Raw genomic sequence first — 24,575 nt, 5'->3', positions numbered from 1 at the left:
GCCGAATTCACGTCCATGAATGCTAGGCGGCGGAAAAAGAGGTTATTCCCGTTCCTAAATCTATTCTAATTCAGTCTCGTTGCTTACGCCGCATCAATTACCTAGTCAGGCCTCCAATCCTATAATTGGGGGGCGTCGTGACCATCAATCAGAAATACAAGAACCGTCTGTTCGTCGGTGCTGCCACAAGCGTTATTGCGCTGTGCCTGAGCGGAGCGGGGACTTCGCCGGTGAATGCGCAGAGCGCGCAGACGAATGTGCTGCCGCCCGTGTCGGTCGATGCACCTCAACAGCGTGCTCGGTCAGCACGCACGGTCCGTACGCGCACGACGTCTCAGCGTGCAACGCGCGTCGCTCCCCGACAGGTGAACGAACAGCCGGCACCGACAGCGCCAACCACTACGATGGGCTCGACCCGTACCATCGGCACCCCGGCGCCAGCCTATGCGGGCGGCCAGGTCGCTACCGGCGGAACGCTAGGTCTGCTCGGCAGCACCAGTGTGATGAATACGCCGTTCAGCACCACCAACTATACGTCACAGCTCATAGAGAACCAGCAGGCTCGCACCGCCGCGGATACTCTGATCAATGATGCGTCTGTTCGCATGACCACTGGCGCCAACGGTTATGACGATACGTTTATGATCCGTGGCTTCCAGGTGCAGGGGCAGGACGTCGGCTTCAACGGGCTCTATGGCCTGATTTCGGCCTATCATGTTCCAGCGGAGATCATCGAGCGGATCGAACTGCTGAAGGGGCCGGGCGCGCTGATCAACGGCATCGCGCCGGGCGGCACTGTCGGCGGCGCCATCAACATCGTCAGCAAGCGCGCCACTGAGGAGCCATTCGCGCGTCTGACACCGTTCTTCATGAGCGGTGCCAATTACGGTCTGAAGTTGGAAGCCAGCCGGCGCTATGGCGACAACAAGGAGTGGGGCGTCCGCTTCAACGGCATCGCGCGAAATGGTGAGGCCTCGATCGACGGAGGCAACTGGCGCACTGGCACAGGCGCGCTTTCGCTCGATTATCGGGGCGAGCGTCTGCGCTGGACGATGGATGCCATCTCGCAGAACGATGACACCAAGAATTTCCGCCCGCAGCTGACCATTCAGGGCACTGTGCCCTTTATTCCGGCACCACCCAGCGCCACCAGTAACTGGTATCCGGGCACAATGCTGAAGCAGCGCGACAACACGATTGCATCGGCTCTCGAATATGATGTGACCAACTGGCTCACCGCTTATGCCGGCGTCGGTTATCGTGAAGGCAATCATGAGCAAAACCTCGCCGACTCGCGTGCAGGTGGTCTGGCTGGTGCCGATCAGTTCGGTAATTTCAACGCCTTCAATGCCTATTATGACGCTTACACCAAGACGGTCAGCGGCAATGTCGGCCTGCGGGCGAAGTTCGACACCGGCTTCGTCAACCATTCGGTGAACGTCGCTTTTACGGGCTACAATCAGGAGATGGGCTACGGCTACGTGTCGTCGCTCGCCAGCACGGGCTTTGTGGCGTCGAACATCTACAACCCGTCACCGTTGCCGACGCTTCCGGCGGGACGTCCCGCGATGGGCAAGAGCTCTGACACCACGCTGACCAGCGTCGCGATTTCGGACACGTTGTCGTTCCTGAATGACAGGGTATTGTTCACCGTCGGCGCGCGTCACCAGATGGTGAAGCAGGACAGCTTCAGTCTGACGTCCGGCGCGCTCAGTGGTAGTTACGACGCCGCTGCGACCACACCGCTCGCCGGCATCGTGATCAAGCCGCTACAGAATGTCTCGCTGTATGCGAATTATGCTGAAGGATTGTCGCAGGGACAGGTCGTCGGGCCGACTTACACCAACGTCGGTGCGGTTCTTGCGCCTTACAAGTCGAAGCAGCAGGAAGCTGGCGTGAAGGTCGATTGGGGCACAATCACCACGACGGCTGCCGTATTCCAGATCACGCGTCCGAGCGCGGTCACCACGGCGACCGGTGCACTTGCTTACGATGGCGAACAGCGTAACCGCGGTGTGGAGTTGAACGCTTACGGCCTGATCTTGCCTGGCCTGCGCGGCATGGCGAGCGCTACATTCCTGAAGCCTGAGCTGACCAATCCGACTGATCCGACGCAGCGTGGCAACGATGCTGCCGGCGTGCCTGACAAGACATTCTCGGCCGGTCTCGACTGGGATGTGCCTGGCGTGCAAGGCTTTGCGCTCAATGGCCGCGTGATCTACACGGCAGGCTCTTATCTCACCACCGCTAATCTGCTCAAGTATCCGGACTGGACCCGTGTTGATATCGGCGCGCGTTACACGACTACAGCGCTTACCGGAAAACCTGTCACATTCCGCGCAAATATCGAGAATGTTGGCGGCGCAAACTATTGGCTCACGACGGGCACCTTCGTGACAGTCGGTTCGCCGCGGACCTACATCCTTTCGGCCGCGTTCGATTTCTGATCGAGCATAGCTGCACAGGAACCAATATCATCCGGCGCGTGTGATGTCGTAGATCGATGTCACTCGCGCCGAATTGCTTGGACATAGGATGCAATCGAGGTTCGTCATGAAGAAGCTTTCTCTCGCTATCATAGCCATGCTCGGCGCTGTCACCTCTGCCCACGCGCACCAGATCTGGATCGAACAGGCGGATGGCGAGAATGCCGTGGTGCGCTTTGGCGAGTTTGGCGAAAATCTTCGTGAGGCGTCGCCGGGATTGCTGGACAAATTTGCCAAGGTGACCAGCACGCTCATCGCATCCAAGGGCGAGCAGAAATCGGACGCGACCAAGACGGCGAACGGTTTCATGCTGCCGTTTAAGGCTGCAGCGGGCGACAGCATCGTGGCCGAAGATGCGAGCTATCCTCTCTTTCAGACCAAGCAGCAGGATAAGCAGATCACCGGCTGGTACTACCCCGCGGCGCGCTTGATCACCGGTTTTGCCGCACAGAAGCCGAAGCTGGTGCTCGACCTCGTGCCAACTGGGCAGGATGGCGAATTCAAGCTCTTCTTCAAGGATCAGCCCAAGGCCAAGACCAAGGTCACGCTGGTCACGCAATCCGGCTGGTCCAAGGAAGCCAACACCGACGAGCAGGGCATCGTGAAGTTCGACCTGCCCTGGAAGGGCACCTATGTAGCCGAAGTCAGCTTCAATGATCGCGCCGCTGGGGAGCGCGCGGGCGCGAATGGCGTCGAGAAATATGATGGCGTCAGCTACGCCACCACCGTGACCTATGTGAATGCCAACGGCCTGTCACCGCTTCCAGCGGGCCCGGCGGCGACGCCTTCGCCGGCAAAATGAGCGTCTACGTTCATCGGCTCCTGGCGACCGGCCCGCTCGTCTCGCGCATCGCCGCCGCATTGGCCGGTGGCTATGCGCTGGCAGCGCTGAGCAGCGTCGCCGTGCTCGCTTTGCCGATGAACAAGGTCCAGGCCGTGATCGCGGGCCAGCTCGGAAGCTTCCTCGTTTATGCCGGTGCGGTGATCTGGGTATTTGCCGTGCGCAGCGCGCTGAAGGCGTGGACGGGTCTGATCATTGCCGCGGTGCCCTTGGGGCTGGCGGCGTGGTCCGTGACCTGACGAGGTCTGGTTCATGACAACCGAAAGCGATCAGGACAGTGCTGGCCGCGGCATCCGGCAAAGCATGTCGGACTTGCATACCTGGGTGGGCCTGCTGCTCGGCTGGGTGCTCTATGCAATGTTCCTGACTGGCACGGTGTCCTATTTCAAGGACGAGCTGTCGCAATGGGCGCGGCCTGAGCTGTCGCGGCTCGCCGAACGTCCCGATCCAGCCATGGTGGCGCAACGCGTCGCGGATTCGTTCGACAAGATTGCACCGGGCACGTCGCAATGGAGTGTTCGTCTACCCGACGACCGCAACAACAGCGCCTATGCATTCTGGCGCACGGCGCCACGTGAACCAGGCCAGCGCGGTTTCGCCGACGGCCATTTCGATCCCGCGACGGGCGAACGCGTGGCGTCACGCGATACGCTAGGCGGCGAATTCTTCTACCGCTTCCATTTCCAGTTCCATTACATGCCGGTGCTGTGGGGCAGGTGGCTGGCCGGCATCGCGGCGATGTTTATGCTCGTCGCCATCATCAGCGGCGTCATCACCCACAAGAAGATCTTCGTCGATTTCTTCACGTTCCGTTGGGGCAAGGGCCAGCGTTCGTGGCTCGACGCCCATAACGCGCTGTCGGTGTTCGGCCTGCCGTTCCACGCCATGATCACTTACACCGGCCTGGTCACGCTGATGGCGCTGTACATGCCGTGGGGCGGGCAGGTGGCGATTAAGTCGCCGGCCGAGCGCCAGCAGTTGCAGGCGGAGCTCAGCGCGTTCACCCAGCCGGGCAAGCCCACGGGCCAGAGGGTGCCGCTGGCCTCCGTCGAAACCATGGTGCGACAGGCGCAGGAGCGCTGGGGTCACGACAATGTCGGTCGCGTCAATGTCTCGCTTTCCGGCGACGCTGCAGCGCGCGTGGTGGTGACGCGCGGTGATCCCGGTCGCGTCTCCATGAGCCCGCAATATATGGAATTCGAAGGCACCACCGGAAAGCTGCTTTCGGTTCGTGATCAGGTCGGCGGCGCGGCCGAGACTCGTGGCGTGCTCTATGCGCTGCATCTCGGACGATTCAGCGACACCGTCACGCGCTGGCTGTATTTCCTCGTGAGTTTCACGGGCACGGCCATGGTCGGCACTGGCCTCGTGATGTGGACGGTGAAGCGGCGCCAGAAGCTGCCCGATCCGCAGCGTCCGTATTTCGGCTTTCGCCTCGTCGAGCGGCTGAACATTGCGAGCATCGCCGGCCTGTCCATCGCCATGACGGCATTCATGTGGGGCAACCGCCTGCTGCCGACCACGCTGGCCGGCCGCTCCAATTGGGAAGTCGATCTGTTCTTCATCGTATGGGCGGCGACGCTGCTGCATGCGGTGCTGCGGCCGGCCAAGGCGGCCTGGGTCGAGCAGCTATGGGCAGCGGCGGCGCTGCTGGCCTTGCTGCCGGTTTTGAATGCCGTGACCACGCAGCGTCCGCTCTGGCATAGCCTTGCGCAGGGCGACTGGATCTTCGCCGGCATCGATCTGATGTGCTGGGTGCTGGCCGCGCTGCATGTGGCTCTCGCGCTGCGCACCGCGCGACATCGGGTGAAGGCACCAGCCAAGCGCAAGGCGGCGCGTCCGTCCGCGATGGTTGTCGCGTCTGGCGAGGCAGCCGAATGAGCCATCTGTTCGCTTTCGTGCTCAGCCTTGCCGGCTTCGCCGCACTGGCCAGCGCCACACACCGCCAGCAGCGCGATCTGTTCGGTAGGGTTCTGGGACCTGCCAGAACGCGCATGCTGCGTCTTGTCGGCTCTGTCGCGTTGCTGGGCGCACTAGGCGTGCTCGCAGCTCAACATGGCTGGGGCCTCGGCCTCGTCATGTTCAGCGGCCATACGAGCCTGGCTGCTGGTGTCGTCGTGTGTGGGCTGATCGGCTATGCGCGGATGCAAGGTCCGAAGCTGCGGCACCAGTAGGCAAACCGGTCAATCCGTTCAGCTATTCAAAGAATTGATGGTGGGCGGGATGGGGATCGAACCCATGACCAGTCGATTAAAAGTCGAATGCTCTACCGCTGAGCTACCCGCCCGAAAGATGCCGTTTCAGTGAGGCTTGCCGGAGATACCGGCCCCAAAAGGGCGCGGAGAGCCGGTCGGCCACGGCCGCGATGGTGGCTGCAATGCAGTGTATCGCGTTGACCGGCTGTGTAAAAGGCGGGCCCGCCGGGGTCAAGGGCGAGCCTGCGGATTGTGGACATGAACTGGCGCGGCGAAACCGGGTCAGCGCGCCTCACGCTGGGCTTCCGGCCGGGCCATGTCGAGCTGGGGCATCTGCACCGGGCGGAAACCGATCAGCTCTGCGGTGCGGATCGTGGTGTCGGTCCACCATTTGAACTGGTTGGCGCGGGAATTCTCCAGGATCGCGATGGCGACCGCCGACAGGAACGGCAGACTCTGCAGGATCAGCACCCCGGCGAAGATGTAGATTTCGGTGACCTGCTTGTCGTTATTGGCAAACACCAGCACGCCAGCGCTGATCCAGAGCAGCACGCCGATCACCGCCTCCCAGAACGCCTGGAATTCGATCGAACTGCGCGACTTGCCACCCTTCGACGTCACGGTGAAGGGCAGGTGGTCCTTGATCAGGCCGTCCGCCACCGCGCGCGACACGGTCCATTGCACCGACATGGCGGCAATCATGGCGCCCAGCATCTGCCACAGGCCGATCTTCACGCGCAGGCGGTAGAGAATCAGGAAATGCGCGAGCGAGATCACGAAGGACGCGATAATCGGCAGCGTCAGGATCGTGTCGGGAATCGAGATGTCGGCGAAGGCGATGATCGGCACCCAGATGATGTTCAGGATCGCCACCACGACGCCGAGACTTTCGGCCCCTAACCAGTTCAGCCAGCCGATGCCGAATTCGCGCTTCTGGTCCTGCGACATGCGGCTCGCGCCCGGCAGGAAGCGGCGCCAGTGCTTCTTGATGATCTGGAAGCCGCCATAGGCCCAGCGATGGCGCTGTTTGCGGAACGCTTCATAGGTGTCCGGCAGCACGCCATAGCCATAGCGCTCGCGGGTGTAATGCGTCAGCCAGCCATGCTGCATGATGGCGAGGCCGAGATCGGAATCCTCGCAGATGGTGTCGCCGGCCCAGCCGCCCGCCATGTCCATCGCTTCGCGGCGAATGAGACACATGGTGCCGTGGACGATGATGGCATTGGCCTCGTTGCGCTGGACCATGCCGATGTCGAAGAAGCCGGCATATTCACCGTTCATGATGTAGTGCATCAGCGACGTGTCTTCGTCGCGGTGATCCTGCGGGGCCTGGACAAGGCCGACACGGGGATCGTTGAAGGCGGGAACGAGCGCCTTGAGCCAGTTCGGCGTCACCACATAGTCGGCGTCGATGATGCCGATCACCTCGGCGTCCGCTGCAGTGCGGTCCATGGCGATGCGCAGCGCGCCGGCCTTGAAACCCTGAACCTTCTCGGCATTGATGAAAATGAAGCGCTCGCCGAGTGTGCGGCAGTGATCCTGGATCGGCTGCCAATAGGCGGGATCCGGGGTGTTGTTGATGATCACCACGCATTCGAAATTCGGGTAGTCGAGCGCCGCCACTGCATCCAGCGTCAGCTTCAGCATCTCCGGCTGTTCGCGATAGGCCGGGATGTGGATCGATACTTTGGGATATTTCTGTTCGGCCTCGGCCGCAGCGAGCAATGCGGCGCTGCGCTCGGGCGTCAGCAGGCGCAGCGGCTTCTGGCCGAAGGCGATGGCTGCGATCTCCTCGATGCGCGCCAGCGCGATCAGGATCAGCGGGATCAGCAGGATGCAGCCCAGGGTGAGGGCGAAAGCCGAGCCCCAGACAAAATAATGCGTCTGCTGGTAGGCGAAGATGTGCGCCGCCCATGCGCCGACAGCGTTGGCCGCAACCGACAGCACGAAGGCCTGCATCATCGTCGGCGCGACGATCTGCAGGATCGGCAGCGACAGCAGGATGCCGACCAGCAATGCCAGGCCGGCATTCTTCCAATAGGCCGGGTTCACGATCGGGCCGGTCCAGGCAAATTTCGGCTCACGATTGGCGTCGAGCATGCCCCAATAAGGACCGACGCCGCCTTCGAAGAATTTCCAGGGTTGATCGATGGCTTCGACGATATTGTAGTCCATGCCGATGGCTTCGGCGCGGGTGACGAAGTTTCGGATCACCACAGCCTGCTTGAACGGGCCGGGTTCGGCGCGGCGCAGATTGTAGCCCTGGCTCGGCCAGCCGAATTCGGCGACCACGATGCGCTTGCCGGGGAAGGTGTCGCGCAGCAGTCCGTAGATGTAGACGGCCTGATCGACCGCCTGGGTGTCCTCGAAGTTTTCCCAATAGGGCAGGATGTGCGCGGCGATAAAATCGACCGAGGACGCGAGCTGCGGATTGTCGCGCCATATGTTCCAGATTTCACCCGTCGTGACAGGCACGCTGACCTGACGTTTCACCTTGCGGATATATTCGATGAGGTCGTCGATCTTGAGTTCGTCGCGATACAGCGTTTCGTTGCCGACGACGACGCCGATGACATTCGAGTTCTTCTTGGCGAGATCGACGGCGGAGACGATCTCGCGCTCGTTGCGGTCGGCATTCTTGTCGATCCAGACGCCGAGCGTGACCTTGAGGCCGAATTCGTTGGCGATTGCCGGCACGATTTCGACGCCGCCGGTAGACGAATAGAGACGGATAGCCCGCGTTATCGTGGCGAGCTTCTTGAGATCGGCGCGGACCTTGTCGACGGTCGGGATGTTATCGACGTCCGGATGCGCTGTGCCTTCGAACGGGGCGTAGGACAGGCTGGGAATCATGCCCTTGAAGTCGGGCGCATCCTGCTTCTCGCGGAGAAGCGCCCAAAGACCGGCATGAACGGCAGTCACAAGAAGAATAACGGCGACGACAGCGCGCATCGCGTCCAAACCATAACGGGGCGAAGCTAGGCCGGGCAGCGGACCTGTCCCCGAGGTCCGGCCAATGGCGACGGGCAGTAAAATCTGCCGCGGAAATCAACAACTCAACTGCCGCCATGGCGTTTTGAGGGCGGCAGGTCGTGTAAACGCGAACACGCGCACTACCGTGGCGGCAGTGCGCGCGAAGCGCGATTGTTACTTCGGCGCTTCGGCCGGCTTGGCGTCCGGCTTCGCCTCGGGCTGCGGCGCGGCCGGTGCAGCGGGAGCTGCAGTCGCGGGCGTCGGAGGCTGGGTCAGCGCGGCCGGCTGCGGCGTCGCGTTCGGATTGATCCAGCAGGCATGGACGTGGCGGTTCAGGCTGTCGGCGACCTTCGGATCGATGGCCGGGCCGAACTTCACCAGGCAGCGGAACGTCGCCTGCACATGGCCGCCCGGGCAGCCGAAACGGTCATAGAGGTCAAGATGGCGGAAGGCGGTGTCGAGATCGTCGCGCCACATCAGCACGACGACGCGGCGGCCGAGCCAGACGCATTCGGGATTGCCAGCGGGGCCATTGATCGCCTGAGTCGCCTCGACGAATTCGTCGGCGCGCTTCTGGCCCTCACGGGCCACCTCGGCGGGGGTGGGGCCACTGGTCGCAGCCTTCTGCTCCTGGGCGAGAACGGTGCTGACCGGTGCAATGACAGCGCTCGCACCGAGCAGGAAAGCGAAGGCCGGCGTGGCCAGACGACGCAGAACCACAGATTGGAACCCGAACACCAGTCGACCCATAAAGTCCCCGATAAAGTTGGCAGTCAGCCCTCTGACATCGTTGCCAGATGACGTGCAAATGGGTCCCCATTGCGGCGAAGACCTCAAGTGAATCCCATGACGGGTATTTTCAATTTTGTCCAGAACGTCCGAAGTTCGTCTCATTTCCATGGCGTGAGGGGAGGACAGTCACCGGATCGCTATTTTCCCGCACTTGGCAGATCGGCGGCGACAAGCTAATCGACGGACGTCTTTTGGAGGACGGAACCAATTTCCTACCGCACGCCGCTGGCGCTTCTCCTAATCTCACTCGGTACGATCGCAGCGGTGTGGTGGTGGCTTGCCACGCCGATCGCCCTCGTGCGTGCCCCGATCGATCCTGCCGACAAGCTCGAATGCGTGTCCTACGCGCCGTTCCGCGGCGAGCAGACGCCGCTGAATTCGACCGCGATCATCCCGGCCGAGCAGATCGCTGCCGACATGGCACAGCTCGCCCAGATCTCGAAATGCGTCCGCACCTATTCCATCGATAACGGTCTGGACCAGGTGCCGGAACTGGCGGGCAAAGTCGGGCTCAAGGTGCTGCAGGGCGTCTGGCTGGGCAGCAATCGTTTGAAGAATCTGGCCCAGATCGCCGGCGTGGTCGATCTGACCAAGCGCTATCCGAATGTCATCACTGGCGTGGTGGTCGGCAACGAGGTGCTGCTGCGCGGCGAAATGACTGCGGCTGATCTGGTCGGCAATATTCGCTCTGTGAAGGCGCAGGTCGGTCGGATGCCGGTGACCTACGCCGATGTTTGGGAATTCTGGCTGAAGAATCGCGAACTCTATGACGCCGTGGATTTCGTGACGATCCACATTCTCCCGTATTGGGAGGACATCCCGATCCGCGCCAAACATGCGGCGTCACATGTCGATTCGATCCGCAAACGTGTCGCGGTCGCTTTCCCCGGCAAGGAGATCCTGATCGGTGAGACCGGTTGGCCGAGCGCTGGCCGCATGCGCGATGGCGCACTGCCGTCCCGCGACAACCAGGCCCGGGTGGTGTCGGAAATTCTCGATCTCGCCAAGCGTGAAGGTTTCCGCGTCAATCTGATCGAAGCCTATGACCAGCCATGGAAGCGTGATCTGGAAGGCACCGTCGGCGGCTATTGGGGCCTGTACGATGCCGATGCGCGCGCCCTGAAGTATCCGGCCGGCGTGCCGATCAGCAATTACCCGGCCTGGAAGCTGCATATGGGCCTCGGTCTCGGCCTCAGCGTGCTGGTGTTCCTGACCGGCATGCTGACCTTGCGCCGCAAGCCGTGGACGCCGCGCTTTTCGGCCTGGCTGACGGTGGCGGTTTCGGCTACCGTTGCCGGTGCCTTGCTCGGCGTCGCCGTCGACAAGCTGCTCTACGAAAGTTATGGCACCGGCCGCTGGATCCAGTGGGGCGCTTTGCTCGCTGCTGCCGTGCTGTCGCCGCTACTTTGCGCCTATGCGACCATGTCGGGCCGCTCCTTGCCGACCTTCCTGGAGCTGCTAGGGCCGCGTCCGTATCAGAACCGCAGCTTCACCACGGTTTTGCTCGGGCTGACTTTGATCGTGACGGCGCTAATCGCGGCGCAGACTGCGCTCGGCTTCGTTTTCGATCCCCGTTATCGGGATTTCCCGTTCGCAGCGCTGACCATGGCGGTGGTGCCGTTCGCCGGCCTAATGACGGTGAACCGGCGCGCCGAGGGGACACGGCCAATCGCCGAAGCCACCTTTGCTGGTCTGCTGGTGGCTTCGCTGGTCTATATCGGCTTCAATGAGGGGCCGGATAACTGGCAGTCGCTGTGGACCTGCGCGATCTATCTGCTGTTCGCGATCACGCTGTGGCGGGCGCGGGCCGCGCAAATCCAAGGATAAGCAGGCCGATCGCGATGCCCGACAGGGCAATGTTGTAAAGCACGATGCCAAGACCGGCGGCGATGACGGCGCCGGTGATCAGCACGATCGAGGGGCGCAGCAGGTTGAGCAGCGCGATCACGATCGCTGCGATACCGAAGACCGAATTCTTGAACAGATAGGTCGCCACCAGCCGGCTCTTGCACAGCATGGTCTGGGAGCCCGCGTCACAGGCGAGTGCGACCGCGGACATTTCGACGGCCATGTAGCGCAGGTAGACGGCATAGCCGACGGCCGCGAAACCGACGACAAGCAACCATTGGACTTCGTAAGGGCTGAGGCGGAACGGATCTTTTTTCATGGTCCTGACTATGCTGCGGTTCGGGCTTGGGGACAAGCCGGTAAGCCTTCGCACTACGATGTTCAGCTAGAAATTACTTGAGCTATTGGTCCTAAGCGGTTCTTGCGAAGAAAGATTTCTATTCCCGATTGAAACCCAGGAGGTTGGACAGCGAGGGCGTCGGCTTGGGCGCTTGGGCCTGCGCTTCTTCGACCGGCTTGGGCGGTGGCAGCTCGGATCGCTCTTCAGGCTTCGGTACGGGAGCCGGCTCCGGCTTCGGCGCGGTGCGGCGCTGTTGCGGCGGGCGCGGCGGCTTCGGGGCTGGTTGCACAGCTGCGGTCGGTCGATGGGCCGGCGCGGCCTCATCCTTGAGGGCCAGGCGCTGGCCGTCGAACACGGAGGTTTCGCAACTGCGCTTGCTCTCTGCCAGAGTGGCGCAGAGGCGGGCGGCGGCAGCGGCGTCGGTCAGCGGGCCCGCCACCAGGCGAAGCTGCATGCCGAGACCATTGCTGCGTTCCCGCACCACGATGATGGGGCGCAGGCCATTCAAGGCAGGTGTCTTGGACAGGCCACGCCAAAGCGCGCGCAGGCCGTCGATGGAATTGGCCGTGCCGATATCGATCCCAAATTCGGTGCGCGCCACGAGGGTCGCCACTTCAACCGGGGCCGGGATGGTAGCGGCCATCTGGAGAGGAACAGGCTCGGGCGCTTTCTGTGCGGCAGTCTGAGATTCCACCACCGATGCGGTTGGTTCCGGGTCCGTCTTCTCTTCCAACGTTGGCGCTGCGGGATCGGCCGCGCGCGTCAAGGCCGAGGATTCGGGAGATGCTTTTGCTGCCGTGTCGGCGGCGGCGCTGGCGAGTGGCTTTGTCGGCATCGTGGGCAGGTCGGGCGCCGTGACGGCGGACTTCGACTCGGTTGTTGTCGAGGGGGACGGTGCTGGCTGGGTCGCGGGTGCTGCGATCGGTGGGGCGGGTTCGCGTGGAGCAACGGCTGGCGAAGTCTGCCGTGTGAGGATCGAGCCTGTGGCCGATTCCAGGCTCTTCTCCATCGACGTCACGCGCGTGAACAGCCGGTCGCGATCGCTGTTGAGCGTATCGATGGCCTGGGACAGGCGGCGGTTCTCCGCCTGTGCCTCTTTGGTCAGGCGCTGAAGCTGTTGCTCTTGACGGTTCAGCGTATCGGTAGCCGTGAACTGATCGCGGCGCAGCTGGATCTCATACTGGCTGGCGAGCACGGAGAGCGAGACCGCGCCGACGGCGGCCACGCCCCAAGACCCCAGTCGCCACATCAGGCGCCGGCTTCCCTTTCTCTCTTCAGCTAGAAATCCCGTCAGCCAGCCGCCTTGCGGCTCTGCTGAGAAGGACTCCGCCCACTGGTCGCGCTTGTCAGCCATCCGACGTCTGCGTCGTCCCGTCGCCCCGAATCACGATCCGACATTATCAGGAAACCGTCGCGAACCTGACGTCGCGAAGCCACGGCGTGGAAGGAAAGCGATTTCCGGCGGCGGCGAAAAGCCGCTATGACGTCGGCAAAGCACGAATGAGGATTTTGCGATGACCGGCAGAACCAGTCTTACGATTGTACTCGCGGCCGGCGAGGGCACCCGAATGCGGTCGTCATTGCCGAAAGTGCTGCATCAGGTGGCGAACCAGTCGCTGCTTGCGCATGTTCTGGCGGCGGCGCCCCAAGGGGCAGGCTCTGCGCTCGCAGTGGTTGTCGGGCCGGATCGTGAAGATGTTGCCGCCGAAGCGACGCGCGCGCGCACGGATGCTGTGACATTTGTCCAGCGAGAACGTCTCGGCACGGCTCATGCGGTGCTGGCTGCGAAAGATGCCATTGCCAAGGGCGCTGATGATCTGCTGGTTGCGTTCGGCGACACACCGTTGATTTCGGCCGCCACGTTCGAGCGCCTGCGTGCCCCGCTCAAGGATGGTGCGGCGCTGGCGGTGCTTGGTTTTCGCGCGCAGGATCCCACAGGCTATGGCCGGTTGCTGGTCGAGGACGGGCAACTGGTCGCCATTCGCGAGCAGGCCGATGCAAGCGAAGCGGAACGCAAGGTCGATCTGTGCAATGCCGGTGTGATGGCGTTTGCAGGCAAAACGGCGCTCGACGTGATCGAAAAGATCGGCAAGGCCAACAGCAAGGGCGAATATTATCTGACGGACGCCGTCGAGATCGTTCGCAGCCTCGGCCTCAAGGCGACCGTCATCGAAACCGACGAAGACGAGGTCCGCGGCATCAACACCAAGGCGCAGCTCGCGGAGGCCGAAGCGATCATGCAGCAGCGCCTGCGCAAGGCGGCGCTCGATGCCGGTGTCACCATCGTTGCGCCGGAGACGGTACATCTCTCCGCCGACACGACTTTCGGTGCCGACGTCATGATCGAGCAATATGTGGTGATCGGACCAGGCGTCAGCATTGCGGATGGCGCTGTCATCCATGCTTTCTCCCATATCGTGCAGGCGGAGATCGGCAAGAAGGTCTCGGTCGGTCCCTATGCGCGCTTGCGGCCGGGCACGTCGCTGGGCGAGGGCGCACGGATCGGCAATTTCGTGGAAACGAAGGCGGCGAAGCTGGCTGCAGGCGTCAAGGTCAACCACCTCACTTATATCGGAGACACCGAGATCGGCGCCGGCGCCAATATCGGTGCGGGAACGATCACCTGCAATTATGACGGCTTCAACAAGGCCAAGACGATCATCGGCGCTGGCGCGTTCGTCGGTTCGAATTCATCCCTGGTGGCGCCAGTGAAAATCGGCAGTGGTGCTTATATCGGATCAGGTTCGGTGATCACCCGCGACGTGCCGGACGATGCGCTCGCAGTGGAGCGTAACGAGGTTGCGACGAAGGATGGCTGGGGCAAACGCTTTCGCGACAAGCATGCCGGACTGAAGAAATCGAAGTGACGATGGCGGGCGGCTGCGGTCAGCCGCCCGGTTTGCCTTTGAAGAACCAGTTACGTCGTGGCGGTACTTTGATCGGCTCGTCGGGAATGGCGTTTGGCGGAGGCTCGTGGGATGGCGGTGTCACCGTATCGCGCATCGGCGGCGGCCAATGGGCGAGGCGACTGTTGTGCATCTCGATCTGGCGCAGTCTGGTCCCTGCGATGGATCGCGGCTCCCTCGGATTTCGCGGCTCCCACATGACGTCGACTCCATTCCGATGGAAAGTCTTCAGGAAACCTGTTGAGGCTTTGTTAAACGCGACGGACAAAATCGTCGCGCAGACACGTCAACTTGTCTCAATCGGCAATAATTCTTGAGTACCAAGACATTCGCGATTCTCGTTAAGAGGGTTCCAAGCTCGGTTTCGGCTGCTGGAACCGCGTTATGATTTTTATTGGGGATCACCTCACGCATGTGCGGCATTGTCGGAATTCTCGGGCGCGGCCCGGTCGCTGAACAGATCGTGGATTCGCTCAAGCGGCTCGAATATCGCGGCTACGATTCTGCCGGCGTTGCGACGCTGGAGAAGGGCGACGTCACGCGCCGTCGCGCCGAGGGCAAGCTGAAGAATCTCGAAGCCAAGCTCGGCAAGGAGCCGCTGGCTGGTCATATCGGCATCGGCCACACGCGTTGGGCCACTCACGGCAAGCCAACCGAAGCCAATGCGCATCCGCATGCCGCTGACGGTGTCGCGGTCGTGCATAACGGCATCATCGAGAATTTTCGCGAGCTGCGGATCGAGCTCGAAAAGCAGGGTGCTGTGTTCACCAGCGAGACTGACACCGAAGTCGTCGCTCATCTCGTCAATTCCTTCGTCAAGAAGGGCATCAAGCCGGTTGAGGCCGTGAAGCAGACGCTACCGCGGCTGAAAGGCGCCTTTGCGCTTGCTTTCGTGTTCAAGGATCACGACGACCTCATGATCGGCGCCCGCAAGGGCTCGCCGCTGGCAGTGGGATTCGGCGACGGCGAGATGTATCTCGGTTCCGATGCCATCGCACTGGCGCCGCTTACCGACGACGTCTGTTATCTCGAAGATGGCGACTGGGTGGTGCTGAACCACAAGGGCTGTGAGATTTTTGACGAGAGCAACAAGCCCGCCAAGCGCGAGGTGCTCAAGTCCGGCGCGTCCGCTTTCATGGTCGACAAGGCGAACTACCGCCATTTCATGGCCAAAGAAATTCACGAGCAGCCGGAAGTCGTCGGCCACACGCTGGCGCGATATGTCGATATGGCGAGCGAGCGTATTTCGCTGCCCACTGAACTGCCGTTCGACTTCAAGGACGTCCAGCGCATCTCCATTGCTGCCTGCGGCACCGCAAGCCTCGCCGGCTATGTCGCAAAATACTGGTTCGAGCGCTTTGCACGGCTGCCCGTCGAGGTCGATGTGGCGTCCGAATTCCGATATCGCGAAGCACCGGTCCGCAAGGGCGATCTGGCGATCTTCATTTCGCAGTCCGGCGAAACCGCCGATACGCTGGCGGCACTGCGCTATGCCAAGGCCGAGGGCATGCATACGCTCGCGGTCGTCAACGTGCCGACCTCGACGATTGCGCGCGAGAGCGAGACCGTGATGCCGACGCTGGCTGGCCCGGAAATCGGTGTCGCCTCCACCAAGGCGTTCACTTGCCAGTTGATGACGCTGGCCGCGCTTGCCGTCGCTGCCGGCAAGGCACGCGGCGAGCTGTCCGACGTGGATGAGGCCAAGCTGGTTCATGGGCTGGTCGAGATCCCGCGGCTGATGAGCGAAGCGCTGACGCACGAGCACGAGATTGAAAAGCTCGCGCGCGACATCGCCAAGTCGAAAGACGTCCTCTATCTCGGCCGCGGCACCAGCTATCCGCTGGCGATGGAAGGCGCGCTGAAGCTGAAGGAAATCTCCTACATTCACGCTGAAGGCTACGCCGCCGGTGAACTCAAGCATGGCCCGATCGCATTGATCGACGAAAAGATGCCGGTCGTCGTGATTGCGCCCTATGACCGGGTGTTCGACAAGACCGTGTCCAACATGCAGGAAGTGGCGGCGCGCGGCGGCCGCATCATCCTGATGACCGACGCCAAGGGCGCCGAGGAGGCCACCGTGGACTCCATGGTCACCATCGTGATGCCTGACATGGCTGCGGCCTTCACGCCGCTGGTCTATGCGGTGCCGGTGCAACTGCTCGCTTATCACACGGCCGTGGTGATGGGGACGGATGTGGACCAGCCGCGCAACTTGGCGAAATCGGTCACGGTGGAGTAGGCCGGATTGTCGCAGGTCTTGCGCCGCAGGCTCGGACCGCGATGATTTCAAAGGCTTGTGTTCCACTTTGGGGCGATCCTGACGGGATCGTCCAAAAGGTGGCTTTCCCCGTACTGGCAAAATCCTGCTAGGATACCCATCCAAGGGATGCCGGCGCAGTCGCGCGTCGCCCGTGACTTCTGACGCCGAGATTTTGATGCAGCCCACCGAACTGCCGCCCACGCCGCCTTTGGGCGAACTGCCGCCCGACGCCCCGCGGGGCTTCATGGCGCGCATTCGCAATTATTTCCTGACCGGCCTGATCGTGGCCGGACCGATTGCGATCACCTTCTATTTGACCTGGTGGTTCGTCACCTGGGTCGATGGTCTGGTGCGGCCGTTGGTGCCGGAAGCCTATCGGCCCGAGCAGTGGCTGCCTTACGGCATTCCCGGCTCCGGCCTGGTCGTCGCCTTCGTTGCGCTGACCTTGCTCGGATTTCTCACCGCCAATCTCATCGGTCGCTCCCTCGTCGATCTCGGCGAAAACCTGCTTGGCCGCATGCCGGTGGTGCGGGCGATCTATCGTGGTCTCAAGCAGGTGTTCGAGACGCTGTTCTCGGGCAATGGTTCGAGCTTCCGCAAAGTCGGGATGGTGGAGTTTCCGTCGCCGGGCATGTGGTCGCTGGTACTGATCTCACAGCCGCCAAGCGTCGAGGTGGCCGACAAGTTGCCGGGGGAGGAGGAGCATATCTCCGTGTTCCTGCCTTGCGCGCCGAACCCGACCACCGGCTTCTTCTTCTACGTCCCGAAAAGCAAGCTGATCGAGATCGACATGTCGGCGGAGGCCGCGGCCACGCTGATCATGTCGGCAGGCGTGGTGCAGCCTGGCTCCGATCCGCAGAAAAAGATCGCGGCATTGGCGGAGATGGCGAAAAAGTCCCGCGTGGCCAATGTGACGAAGCAACCGGCGAAGGTCGATTAGACGCTCGGTATGCGCGGTTTCAAGACATCAACGCTGGTCTGGGCGATCATTGTCGTCAGCATTCTGATGACGGCTGTCACCGAACTGCGAATCGCCGGCCATGGCCATCCGTGGCTTTCGATCTGGATAGCCTATGCTGCGTTCTTCGTAAGCATCGCGTGTTCTGGGTTGGGATTCTCGACACCGGAGCGGCCGTGGTGGATCGCAAATGCTGTGGCGACTGTGCTCGCTATGACGTATATCGGATCTCCGACGATCCCTAGCGCATGCTGGACATTTGGACGTGCGTTGTTTGCGCGGATCACGGCCTAGAGCTACCCCGCGCCGAGCAGCGAAATCGCTTCATCACGCTCATACAGATAAAGCAGGCAACGCAGCGCCTCGCCGCGTTTGCCTGTCAATTTCGGATTCTCTTGCAGGATCCGCAGCGCTTCGTCGCGTGCCTGCGTGATCAGCTGCGCATGAACCTCGGAGCGCGCGATGCGATAGCCGGGCAGGCCGCTTTGCCGTGTTCCCAGCACGTCGCCTTCCCCGCGCAACTTCAGATCCTCCTCGGCAATGCGAAAGCCGTCCGTCGAATCCTTGATCACGGTAAGGCGCTTCTTGGCGATTTCGCCAAGCGGTTCGCGATACAGCAAGAGGCAGGTCGAGGCCTCCGAGCCGCGACCGATGCGGCCCCGTAGCTGATGCAATTGCGCGAGGCCAAAACGCTCGGCATTTTCAATCACCATGATGGTGGCTGCGGGGACATCGACGCCGACCTCGACCACCGTGGTCGCCACGAGGATCTGTGTCTCGCCGGCGGCGAAGCGCGCCATTGCGGCGTCTTTCTCCGGCCCACGCATGCGGCCATGGACGAGGCCGACCCTGTCGCCGAAACGTTGTTGCAGGCTTTCGAAACGCTCTTCCGCATTGGTGAGCTTGGGGCCATCCATTTCGGATTCTTCAACCAGCGGCACGATCCAGTAAATCAGCTTGCCTTGATCAACCGCGCGGCCGACACCGTCGATGATCTCGCGAATCCGGCTTGCCGAAAAGGTGCGTGTCTCGATCGGCTGGCGGCCCGCCGGCTTTTCGCGCAGCTCCGAGATGTCCATATCGCCGAAATAGGTCAGTACCAGCGTGCGCGGGATCGGCGTCGCCGACAGCACGAGTACATCCACTGCGGAGCCCTTGTTGGTGAGCGCCAGGCGCTCACGGACGCCGAAGCGATGCTGCTCATCGACGACGGCAAGGGCGAGGGATTTGAAGATCACGTCGTCCTGGATCAGCGCGTGGGTGCCGACGAGGAAGTCGATCTCGCCAGCCTCCAGTCGCGCCAGAATATCCTTGCGCTCACGGCCCTTTTCGCGGCCCGTGAGGACGGCGACGGTGAGGCCGGCGCGTTCGGCGAGGGGCGCGATGGTCTTAACGTGCTGGCGCGCGAGAATTTCCGTGGGCGCCATCAGCGCGGTCTGCTTGCCGACCTCGGCGACCGCTGCAGCAGCCAGCAAAGCCACCACCGTCTTGCCGGAGCCGACATCGCCTTGCAGCAGCCGAAGCATGCGGACTGGTTGCGTGAGATCGTCGGCAATCGCGGCGGATGCCTGCTGCTGCGATGGCGTCAGCGCATAGGGCAGGGCGTCGATAATCTTCCGGCGCAGGGCGCCGTCGCCGGCATTGCGATCGCCGGCCGGCCGCCGGAGTTGCGCGCGCATCAGCGCCAGGGCGAGTTGGCCGGCGAGCAACTCGTCATAGGCAAGCCGTGACCAGAACGGGCCGTCCGGCAGGATGTCCGTCAATTCCTGCGGGACATGCACACGCTGAAGCGCATCGGCAAAGGACGGAAACTTGCAGCGGCGAATGACATCGGCGCCGATCCATTCCGGCAAATCCGGCAGTTTTGTCAGTGCCTGCGCGATCGCCTTGCGCAGCGCCGTGATCGCGAGACCTTGTGTGAGTGGATAGACCGCATCAATGCCGGTGAGCTTTGCAAAGCCTTCCTCATCCACCACGCGGTCAGGATGGGTCATCTGCAGCATGCCGTCGAATAATTGCGTGGTGCCGGAGACGTAGCGCTTCTCGCCCTCGGGCAGCAGTTTTTCGATCTGGCCGGGATAGGTGCGGAAATAGGTCAGGATCACCGTGCCGGTATCGTCGACGCAATAGACGAGATGCGGTGCGCGGGAACGGCCGGGCGGCGGTGGGCGATGGCGTTCGACGATGACCTCCAGCGTCACCATGGCGCCGATCTCGGCCTCGTTGATTCTCGGCCGCTGGCGGCGGTCGATCACGCTGGCGGGCAGATGCAAAAGCAGATCGACGATGCGCGGGGTCTCGTCGCGGCCGAGCAGGAAGCGGAACAGTTTTTCCTGTTTCGGGCCGATCCCGGTCATGGCTGTGATCGGCGCGAACAGCGAATTGAGCACTTCTGGGCGCATCGGGACGACTCATGGAACGGCTGGGGAGCCCGGATATCGCCAGACTTGAAGGCATTTTGGAGCGAAAGCAATCCGCGCAGGCCCCCATTGCGTGCGTGAGGTGCTGACAACGCAACGCGTGGTCGCTATATGCACCCAGCCCGGCATGTCCGGGCTTTTGGCGTTTGACTTCACGCGTTAGGAAACGGACGGATGACGGGAACGACACGATCAAGCAACGGCTTGGATGATCGCCGCAAGCGGCTGTTGTATCGCTGCTGGCATCGCGGCACGCGCGAGATGGACCTCATCCTCGGCCGCTTCGCCGACGCGGAGATCGGGATTCTGGCCGACCTTGAATTGACGCAGCTTGAAGCCCTGATCGCGCTCGAAGATCCCGAGCTTTATCCAGCCTTTGTCGGTGACACGCAGCTGGCGCCGGAATACCACACGCCGCTATTTGCGCGGATCAAAGAGTTCCGCAATCTGGACAAGCCCGTATGAAGTCTCCCGTGGCCTCGCCGGCCTCGCAGCTCCTTCCAGGCAAGGCGCTGACTTTTGCCAATGTGAGCGAAGGTGCCGAAGGCCTGATCGTCGCCGATCTCGCCCGTGCCGTTGCCGCCAAACCGAAGCCGCCGGCGGTGAGCCTTACCGTGGTGTGCCGCGATGGCCCGCGGATGCAGCAGCTGGCACGCGCGCTGGAATTCTTCGCGCCGGATCTGCCGGTGCTCCAGTTCCCGGCCTGGGACTGCCAGCCTTATGACCGTGTCTCGCCGTTTGCCGGTGTTCTCGCACAGCGCATGACCGCGCTGGCACAGTTGTCGCGCCTGACCGGCAGCGACAAGCCGATGATCGTGCTGACGACCGTGAATGCCATCGTGCAGCGGGTGCCGACGCGCGACATCGTTGCTGCGCAGGCGCTGTCGGTGGCGCCGGGCAATGTGGTGCCGATGGACAACATCGTCGCCTGGCTCGAGCATAACGGCTACAACCGCTCCTCGACCGTGCGCGAGCCCGGCGAATATGCCGTGCGCGGCGGCATTCTCGATCTGTTTCCTGCCGGCCTGGAAATGCCCGTGCGCTTCGACTTCTTCGGCGACAGCCTGGAGTCCATCCGCACCTTCGACGCCGAGACCCAGCGCACCGAGCTGACCATGCGCGGTCTCGATCTCGTTCCGGTCTCCGAATTCCAGCTGGTGACCGAGACCATCCGCCGTTTCCGTATGGGCTATGTCGCCGAATTCGGCGCGCCCGAGCGTGACGACCAGCTCTATGAAGCCGTGAGCGAAGGCCGACGCTATCCCGGCATGGAGCACTGGCTGCCCTTGTTCCAGGAAAAGATGGACACGCTGTTCGACTATCTGGAGCGCACGACCATCGTGATGCAGCCGCTGGCGGAAGATGCCGCAAGCGAGCGCTTCAGGCAGATCCAGGATTATTATGAGGCCCGCAAGGACGTCATGGGCATGGCGGGTGGCGGCGCCATCTACAAGCCGCTGCCGCCAGACAGACTCTATCTGACCGAAGACGAATGGAAGCAGCGGCTGCATGGGACGGCTGTGGCGCGTCTGTCGCCCTTTGCAGTACCTGAGGGGACTGTGGGCACTGTCGATGCGGGGGCGCGGCAAGGCCGTGATTTCGCGCCGGAGCGCGCCGATACATCGGTCAATGTGTTTGAGCGCGTCGTCGCGCATATCCAGTCGCTGCAGTCGGTGCGCAAGAAAGTGGTCGTCGCATTGTGGAGCGAAGGCTCGCGCGACCGCATGGCCAGCATGCTGAAGGACCACAAGCTGCTCAATCTGCAGATGGTGAATTCCTGGCGCGCCGTGAATGCCGTGCCGCGCAACGAGGCTTCGCTGGCGGTGGTCGGCATGGAGTCCGGCTTCGAGACCGACAACGTCGCCGTGATCAGCGAACAGGACATCCTCGGCGACCGCCTCGTGCGTCCGCGCAAGGCGAGCCGCAAGCTCGACAACTTCATCTCGGAAGTCACAAGTCTCTCGGCTGGCGATATCGTCGTCCATGTGGAACACGGCATCGGCCGTTTCGTCGGCCTGCAGACGCTGGAAGTCGGCGGCGCGCCGCATGACTGTCTCGAGCTGCGCTATGCCAATGAGACGAAGCTTTATCTGCCTGTCGAAAACATCGAGCTGCTGTCGCGCTATGGCTCCGACCAGACCAATGTGGAGCTCGACAAGCTTGGCGGCTCCGGCTGGCAGGCGCGCAAGGCCAAGCTCAAGAACCGCATCCAGGAAATCGCCGGCGAGCTGATCAAGATCGCTGCCGAACGCCATCTGCGCGAGACCGAAAAGATCGCGATCCCGCGCGAACAGTATGACGAGTTCTGTGCCCGGTTCCCTTACGAGGAGACCGAGGACCAGCAGAACGCCATCGACGCGGCGCTGCACGATCTCGAAAGCGGCAAGCCGATGGATCGCCTGATCTGCGGCGATGTCGGCTTCGGCAAGACGGAGGTTGCGATGCGCGCGACCTTCGGCGTGGCCATGGAGGGCAAGCAGGTCGCTGTCGTCGTCCCGACCACGCTGTTGGCCCGCCAGCATGCCAAGAATTTTGCCGAGCGTTTTCGCGGTTTCCCGGTGAATGTCGCGCAGGCCTCGCGCCTGGTGACGCCGAAGGAAATGACGGCAACCAAGAAGGGCCTTGCGGACGGCTCCGTCGACATCGTCGTCGGCACCCATGCGCTGCTTGGCAAGTCCATCAAGTTCAAGGATCTCGGCCTCGTCGTCGTGGACGAGGAACAGCACTTTGGCGTGACGCATAAGGAGCGCCTCAAGCAGCTCCGTGCCAATGTCCACGTGCTGACGCTGTCTGCGACGCCGATCCCGCGTACGCTGCAACTCGCGCTGACCGGCGTGCGCGATCTGTCGATCATCGCCTCGGCGCCGGTCGACCGCCTTGCCGTGCGCACCTTCGTCGCTCCGCATGATCCGCTGATGATCCGCGAGGCGCTGTTGCGCGAGCGTTATCGTGGTGGACAGGCGTTCTACGTGGTGCCGCGCATCGACGATCTCGCCGAGGTGAAGGCGTTCCTCGACAAGCATGTGCCTGAGATGAAGGTGGCGGTGGCCCATGGCCAGATGGCGCCCACCGTCATCGAGGACATCATGTCGGCCTTCTATGATGGCAAATACGACATCCTGCTCTCCACGACGATCGTGGAATCCGGTCTCGATATTCCTAATGCCAATACGCTGATCATCCATCGTGCTGACATGTTCGGTCTCGCACAGCTCTATCAGTTACGTGGCCGCGTCGGTCGCTCCAAGCTGCGCGCCTATGCGCTGTTCACGCTACCGGAAAAGCAGAAAATCACGGGGCAGGCGGAGCGCCGCCTGAAGGTGCTGCAGTCGCTGGAAAACCTAGGCGCCGGCTTCCAACTTGCGTCCCACGATCTCGACATCCGCGGCGCCGGCAATCTGCTCGGCGAAGAGCAGTCCGGCCACATCAAGGAAGTCGGCTTCGAGCTTTATCAATCAATGCTTGAAGAGGCGATCCTGGCGCTCAAGTCGGGCATCTCCGAACCGATCGCCGATCGCTGGTCGCCAAGCATCACGCTCGGCATGCCGGTAATGATCCCCGATGATTTCGTCGCTGATCTGTCGGTACGGCTGTCGCTGTATCGCCGTCTTGCCGACCTCGACAATGACGAGGATATCGAGAGCTTTGCGGCAGAGCTGCGCGACCGCTTTGGCGTGCTGCCGGACGAGGTGCGCTATCTGTTCAAGATCGCTGCCATCAAGGCCTATTGCCGCCGTGCCAATGTCGAGAAGGTCGATGCCGGCCCGAAGGGCATGTCGCTGGTGTTCCGCGACAACAGCTTTGCCGAGCCGGAAAAACTGGTGGCATTCATCCGCCGCTACGGCGCCGCCGCCAAGGTCCGTCCCGATATGAAGGTGGTTTTCCTGCAGGAGTGGGATACGCCGGAGGACCGCCTCGAAGGTGCGACGGACATCTTGCGCGATCTCGCGAACCTCGCCGAGAGCGGCAAGAAAGCGGCGTAGCTTGGGCGACAGTTGCGACGTCATTGCGAGGAACGTAGCGATGAAGCAATCCACAAGGAACATGTGAATGCTGCATTGCTTCGCTACGCTCGCAATAACGATAGAAAAACACGAAGGGCCGCCGACATTGCTGTCGGCGGCCCTTCGCTTGATCTAACCCGATCTTACTTCGGATACTTGAATTCCGGAGCGGCCTTCAGCGCATCCTTGGTGGTATTCATCGTTGCCACCCACTTGTTGTCCTTAAGGGCAACCTTTACCGACGCGGGCGACACGGCCACGTAGCGCTCACCAACGCCAAGGAAGCCGCCAACCGACAGGATCAGCGCGTCCACCTGATTGTTCTTGATCGCGAGGTCGGTGATCTCGCCGACAGTCTCATTGGCCTGATTGGTGATGTTCAGGCCCTTGAGCTTGGACGAGAACATTTCATCTTTTGACACGGTGGAATACTTGGCCTCAGCCGGCGCTGCGCCCGTCGTGGTCGCTGCGGGCGCCGTCGCGGTCTGTGCCAGAACCGGGGTGGCGAGCACGGCAAGCGAAGCGGTGATGATTGCGAGTTTTTTCATTGTC

19 protein-coding genes and 1 tRNA gene are annotated in these 24,575 nt (G+C 62.3%); 13 read left to right on the top strand and 7 right to left on the bottom strand.

Annotated features, from left to right (window positions below; all coding sequences use genetic code 11):
- Nucleotides 1–137 precede the first annotated feature (137 nt).
- The 5 genes from AC1RQ5_RS17875 to AC1RQ5_RS17855 all read left to right on the top strand — a co-directional run bounded on the left by AC1RQ5_RS17875 (nt 138) and on the right by AC1RQ5_RS17855 (nt 5,501).
- Nucleotides 138–2,447 carry a TonB-dependent siderophore receptor gene (locus tag AC1RQ5_RS17875; protein ID WP_493200707.1) on the top strand — a complete coding sequence of 770 codons (2,310 nt, stop codon included), beginning with the start codon at nt 138–140 and terminating at the stop codon, nt 2,445–2,447.
- A gap of 106 nt (nt 2,448–2,553) precedes the next feature.
- Nucleotides 2,554–3,288: a cobalt ABC transporter substrate-binding protein gene (locus AC1RQ5_RS17870; protein WP_493200705.1), complete on the top strand. Its 735-nt coding sequence runs from the start codon at nt 2,554–2,556 to the stop codon at nt 3,286–3,288.
- Nucleotides 3,285–3,566 (top strand): DUF3649 domain-containing protein, encoded by a 282-nt coding sequence (locus AC1RQ5_RS17865; RefSeq protein WP_398478283.1) that lies wholly within the window; start codon nt 3,285–3,287, stop codon nt 3,564–3,566. The genes AC1RQ5_RS17870 and AC1RQ5_RS17865 overlap by 4 nt, the downstream gene beginning before the upstream one ends.
- 13 nt (nt 3,567–3,579) lie before the next feature.
- Nucleotides 3,580–5,208: a PepSY-associated TM helix domain-containing protein gene (locus AC1RQ5_RS17860; RefSeq protein WP_493200703.1), complete on the top strand. Its 1,629-nt coding sequence runs from the start codon at nt 3,580–3,582 to the stop codon at nt 5,206–5,208.
- Nucleotides 5,205–5,501 carry a DUF3325 domain-containing protein gene (locus tag AC1RQ5_RS17855; protein WP_398478287.1) on the top strand — a complete coding sequence of 99 codons (297 nt, stop codon included), beginning with the start codon at nt 5,205–5,207 and terminating at the stop codon, nt 5,499–5,501. The genes AC1RQ5_RS17860 and AC1RQ5_RS17855 overlap by 4 nt, the downstream gene beginning before the upstream one ends.
- A gap of 38 nt (nt 5,502–5,539) precedes the next feature.
- Here the strand turns inward: AC1RQ5_RS17855 and AC1RQ5_RS17850 are convergent.
- From AC1RQ5_RS17850 to AC1RQ5_RS17840, 3 genes are all read right to left on the bottom strand, one after another.
- Nucleotides 5,540–5,614 (bottom strand) — tRNA-Lys (locus tag AC1RQ5_RS17850).
- 190 nt (nt 5,615–5,804) lie between these two features.
- Nucleotides 5,805–8,474 (bottom strand): glycosyltransferase, encoded by a 2,670-nt coding sequence (locus tag AC1RQ5_RS17845; RefSeq protein ID WP_398478289.1) that lies wholly within the window; start codon nt 8,472–8,474, stop codon nt 5,805–5,807.
- 195 nt (nt 8,475–8,669) lie between these two features.
- Nucleotides 8,670–9,245, bottom strand: coding sequence for a beta-1-3, beta-1-6-glucan biosynthesis protein (locus AC1RQ5_RS17840; RefSeq protein ID WP_493200702.1), 576 nt, complete (start codon nt 9,243–9,245; stop codon nt 8,670–8,672).
- A gap of 306 nt (nt 9,246–9,551) precedes the next feature.
- Here AC1RQ5_RS17840 and AC1RQ5_RS17835 point away from each other — a divergent pair, with 306 nt between their 5' ends.
- Nucleotides 9,552–11,114 carry a glycoside hydrolase family 17 protein gene (locus tag AC1RQ5_RS17835; protein WP_493200700.1) on the top strand — a complete coding sequence of 521 codons (1,563 nt, stop codon included), beginning with the start codon at nt 9,552–9,554 and terminating at the stop codon, nt 11,112–11,114.
- On the opposite strand, the gene AC1RQ5_RS17830 is transcribed toward AC1RQ5_RS17835, so the two are convergent.
- Both AC1RQ5_RS17830 and AC1RQ5_RS17825 read right to left on the bottom strand, forming a co-directional pair.
- The gene (locus AC1RQ5_RS17830; RefSeq protein WP_398478295.1) at nt 11,074–11,454 is read right to left on the bottom strand and encodes a hypothetical protein; all 381 of its coding nucleotides are present in this window, start codon (nt 11,452–11,454) and stop codon (nt 11,074–11,076) included. The two genes, AC1RQ5_RS17835 and AC1RQ5_RS17830, sit on opposite strands and share 41 nt — an antisense overlap.
- Nucleotides 11,455–11,572: 118 nt before the next feature.
- Nucleotides 11,573–12,829 (bottom strand): hypothetical protein, encoded by a 1,257-nt coding sequence (locus AC1RQ5_RS17825; protein ID WP_493200698.1) that lies wholly within the window; start codon nt 12,827–12,829, stop codon nt 11,573–11,575.
- A 160-nt stretch (nt 12,830–12,989) separates the two neighbouring features.
- Between AC1RQ5_RS17825 and glmU the strand changes: the two genes are divergently transcribed.
- From glmU to AC1RQ5_RS17800, 5 genes are all read left to right on the top strand, one after another.
- Nucleotides 12,990–14,342 (top strand): bifunctional UDP-N-acetylglucosamine diphosphorylase/glucosamine-1-phosphate N-acetyltransferase GlmU, encoded by a 1,353-nt coding sequence (glmU, locus tag AC1RQ5_RS17820; RefSeq protein ID WP_493200696.1) that lies wholly within the window; start codon nt 12,990–12,992, stop codon nt 14,340–14,342.
- Entirely contained in the window at nt 14,339–14,698 is a 360-nt protein-coding gene (locus AC1RQ5_RS17815) for a hypothetical protein (protein WP_493200695.1), read from the top strand. The genes glmU and AC1RQ5_RS17815 overlap by 4 nt, the downstream gene beginning before the upstream one ends.
- A 95-nt stretch (nt 14,699–14,793) precedes the next feature.
- Nucleotides 14,794–16,620 (top strand): glutamine--fructose-6-phosphate transaminase (isomerizing), encoded by a 1,827-nt coding sequence (glmS, locus tag AC1RQ5_RS17810; RefSeq protein WP_398478352.1) that lies wholly within the window; start codon nt 14,794–14,796, stop codon nt 16,618–16,620.
- A 196-nt stretch (nt 16,621–16,816) separates the two neighbouring features.
- Nucleotides 16,817–17,581, top strand: coding sequence for a DUF502 domain-containing protein (locus AC1RQ5_RS17805; protein ID WP_493200693.1), 765 nt, complete (start codon nt 16,817–16,819; stop codon nt 17,579–17,581).
- 9 nt (nt 17,582–17,590) lie between these two features.
- Nucleotides 17,591–17,893 (top strand): hypothetical protein, encoded by a 303-nt coding sequence (locus AC1RQ5_RS17800; RefSeq protein ID WP_493200692.1) that lies wholly within the window; start codon nt 17,591–17,593, stop codon nt 17,891–17,893.
- Between the two features lie 2 nt (nt 17,894–17,895).
- Here the strand turns inward: AC1RQ5_RS17800 and recG are convergent, their stop codons facing one another.
- Nucleotides 17,896–20,001 (bottom strand): ATP-dependent DNA helicase RecG, encoded by a 2,106-nt coding sequence (gene recG, locus AC1RQ5_RS17795; protein ID WP_493200690.1) that lies wholly within the window; start codon nt 19,999–20,001, stop codon nt 17,896–17,898.
- A gap of 192 nt (nt 20,002–20,193) precedes the next feature.
- Here recG and AC1RQ5_RS17790 point away from each other — a divergent pair, with 192 nt between their 5' ends.
- Nucleotides 20,194–20,484 carry an FAD assembly factor SdhE gene (locus tag AC1RQ5_RS17790; RefSeq protein WP_398478309.1) on the top strand — a complete coding sequence of 97 codons (291 nt, stop codon included), beginning with the start codon at nt 20,194–20,196 and terminating at the stop codon, nt 20,482–20,484.
- Nucleotides 20,481–24,002, top strand: a complete 3,522-nt coding sequence (mfd, locus tag AC1RQ5_RS17785; RefSeq protein ID WP_493200688.1) for a transcription-repair coupling factor — start codon at nt 20,481–20,483, stop codon at nt 24,000–24,002. The genes AC1RQ5_RS17790 and mfd overlap by 4 nt, the downstream gene beginning before the upstream one ends.
- Nucleotides 24,003–24,166: 164 nt before the next feature.
- Here the strand turns inward: mfd and AC1RQ5_RS17780 are convergent, their stop codons facing one another.
- Nucleotides 24,167–24,571: a PRC-barrel domain-containing protein gene (locus AC1RQ5_RS17780; protein ID WP_493200687.1), complete on the bottom strand. Its 405-nt coding sequence runs from the start codon at nt 24,569–24,571 to the stop codon at nt 24,167–24,169.
- Nucleotides 24,572–24,575: the final 4 nt, after the last annotated feature.

This window comes from Tardiphaga sp. GW821-FHT12E02, assembly GCF_058807155.1.
The sequence above is the reverse complement of the archived record's forward strand: the minus strand, read 5'-3'. Positions and strand labels throughout refer to the sequence as shown.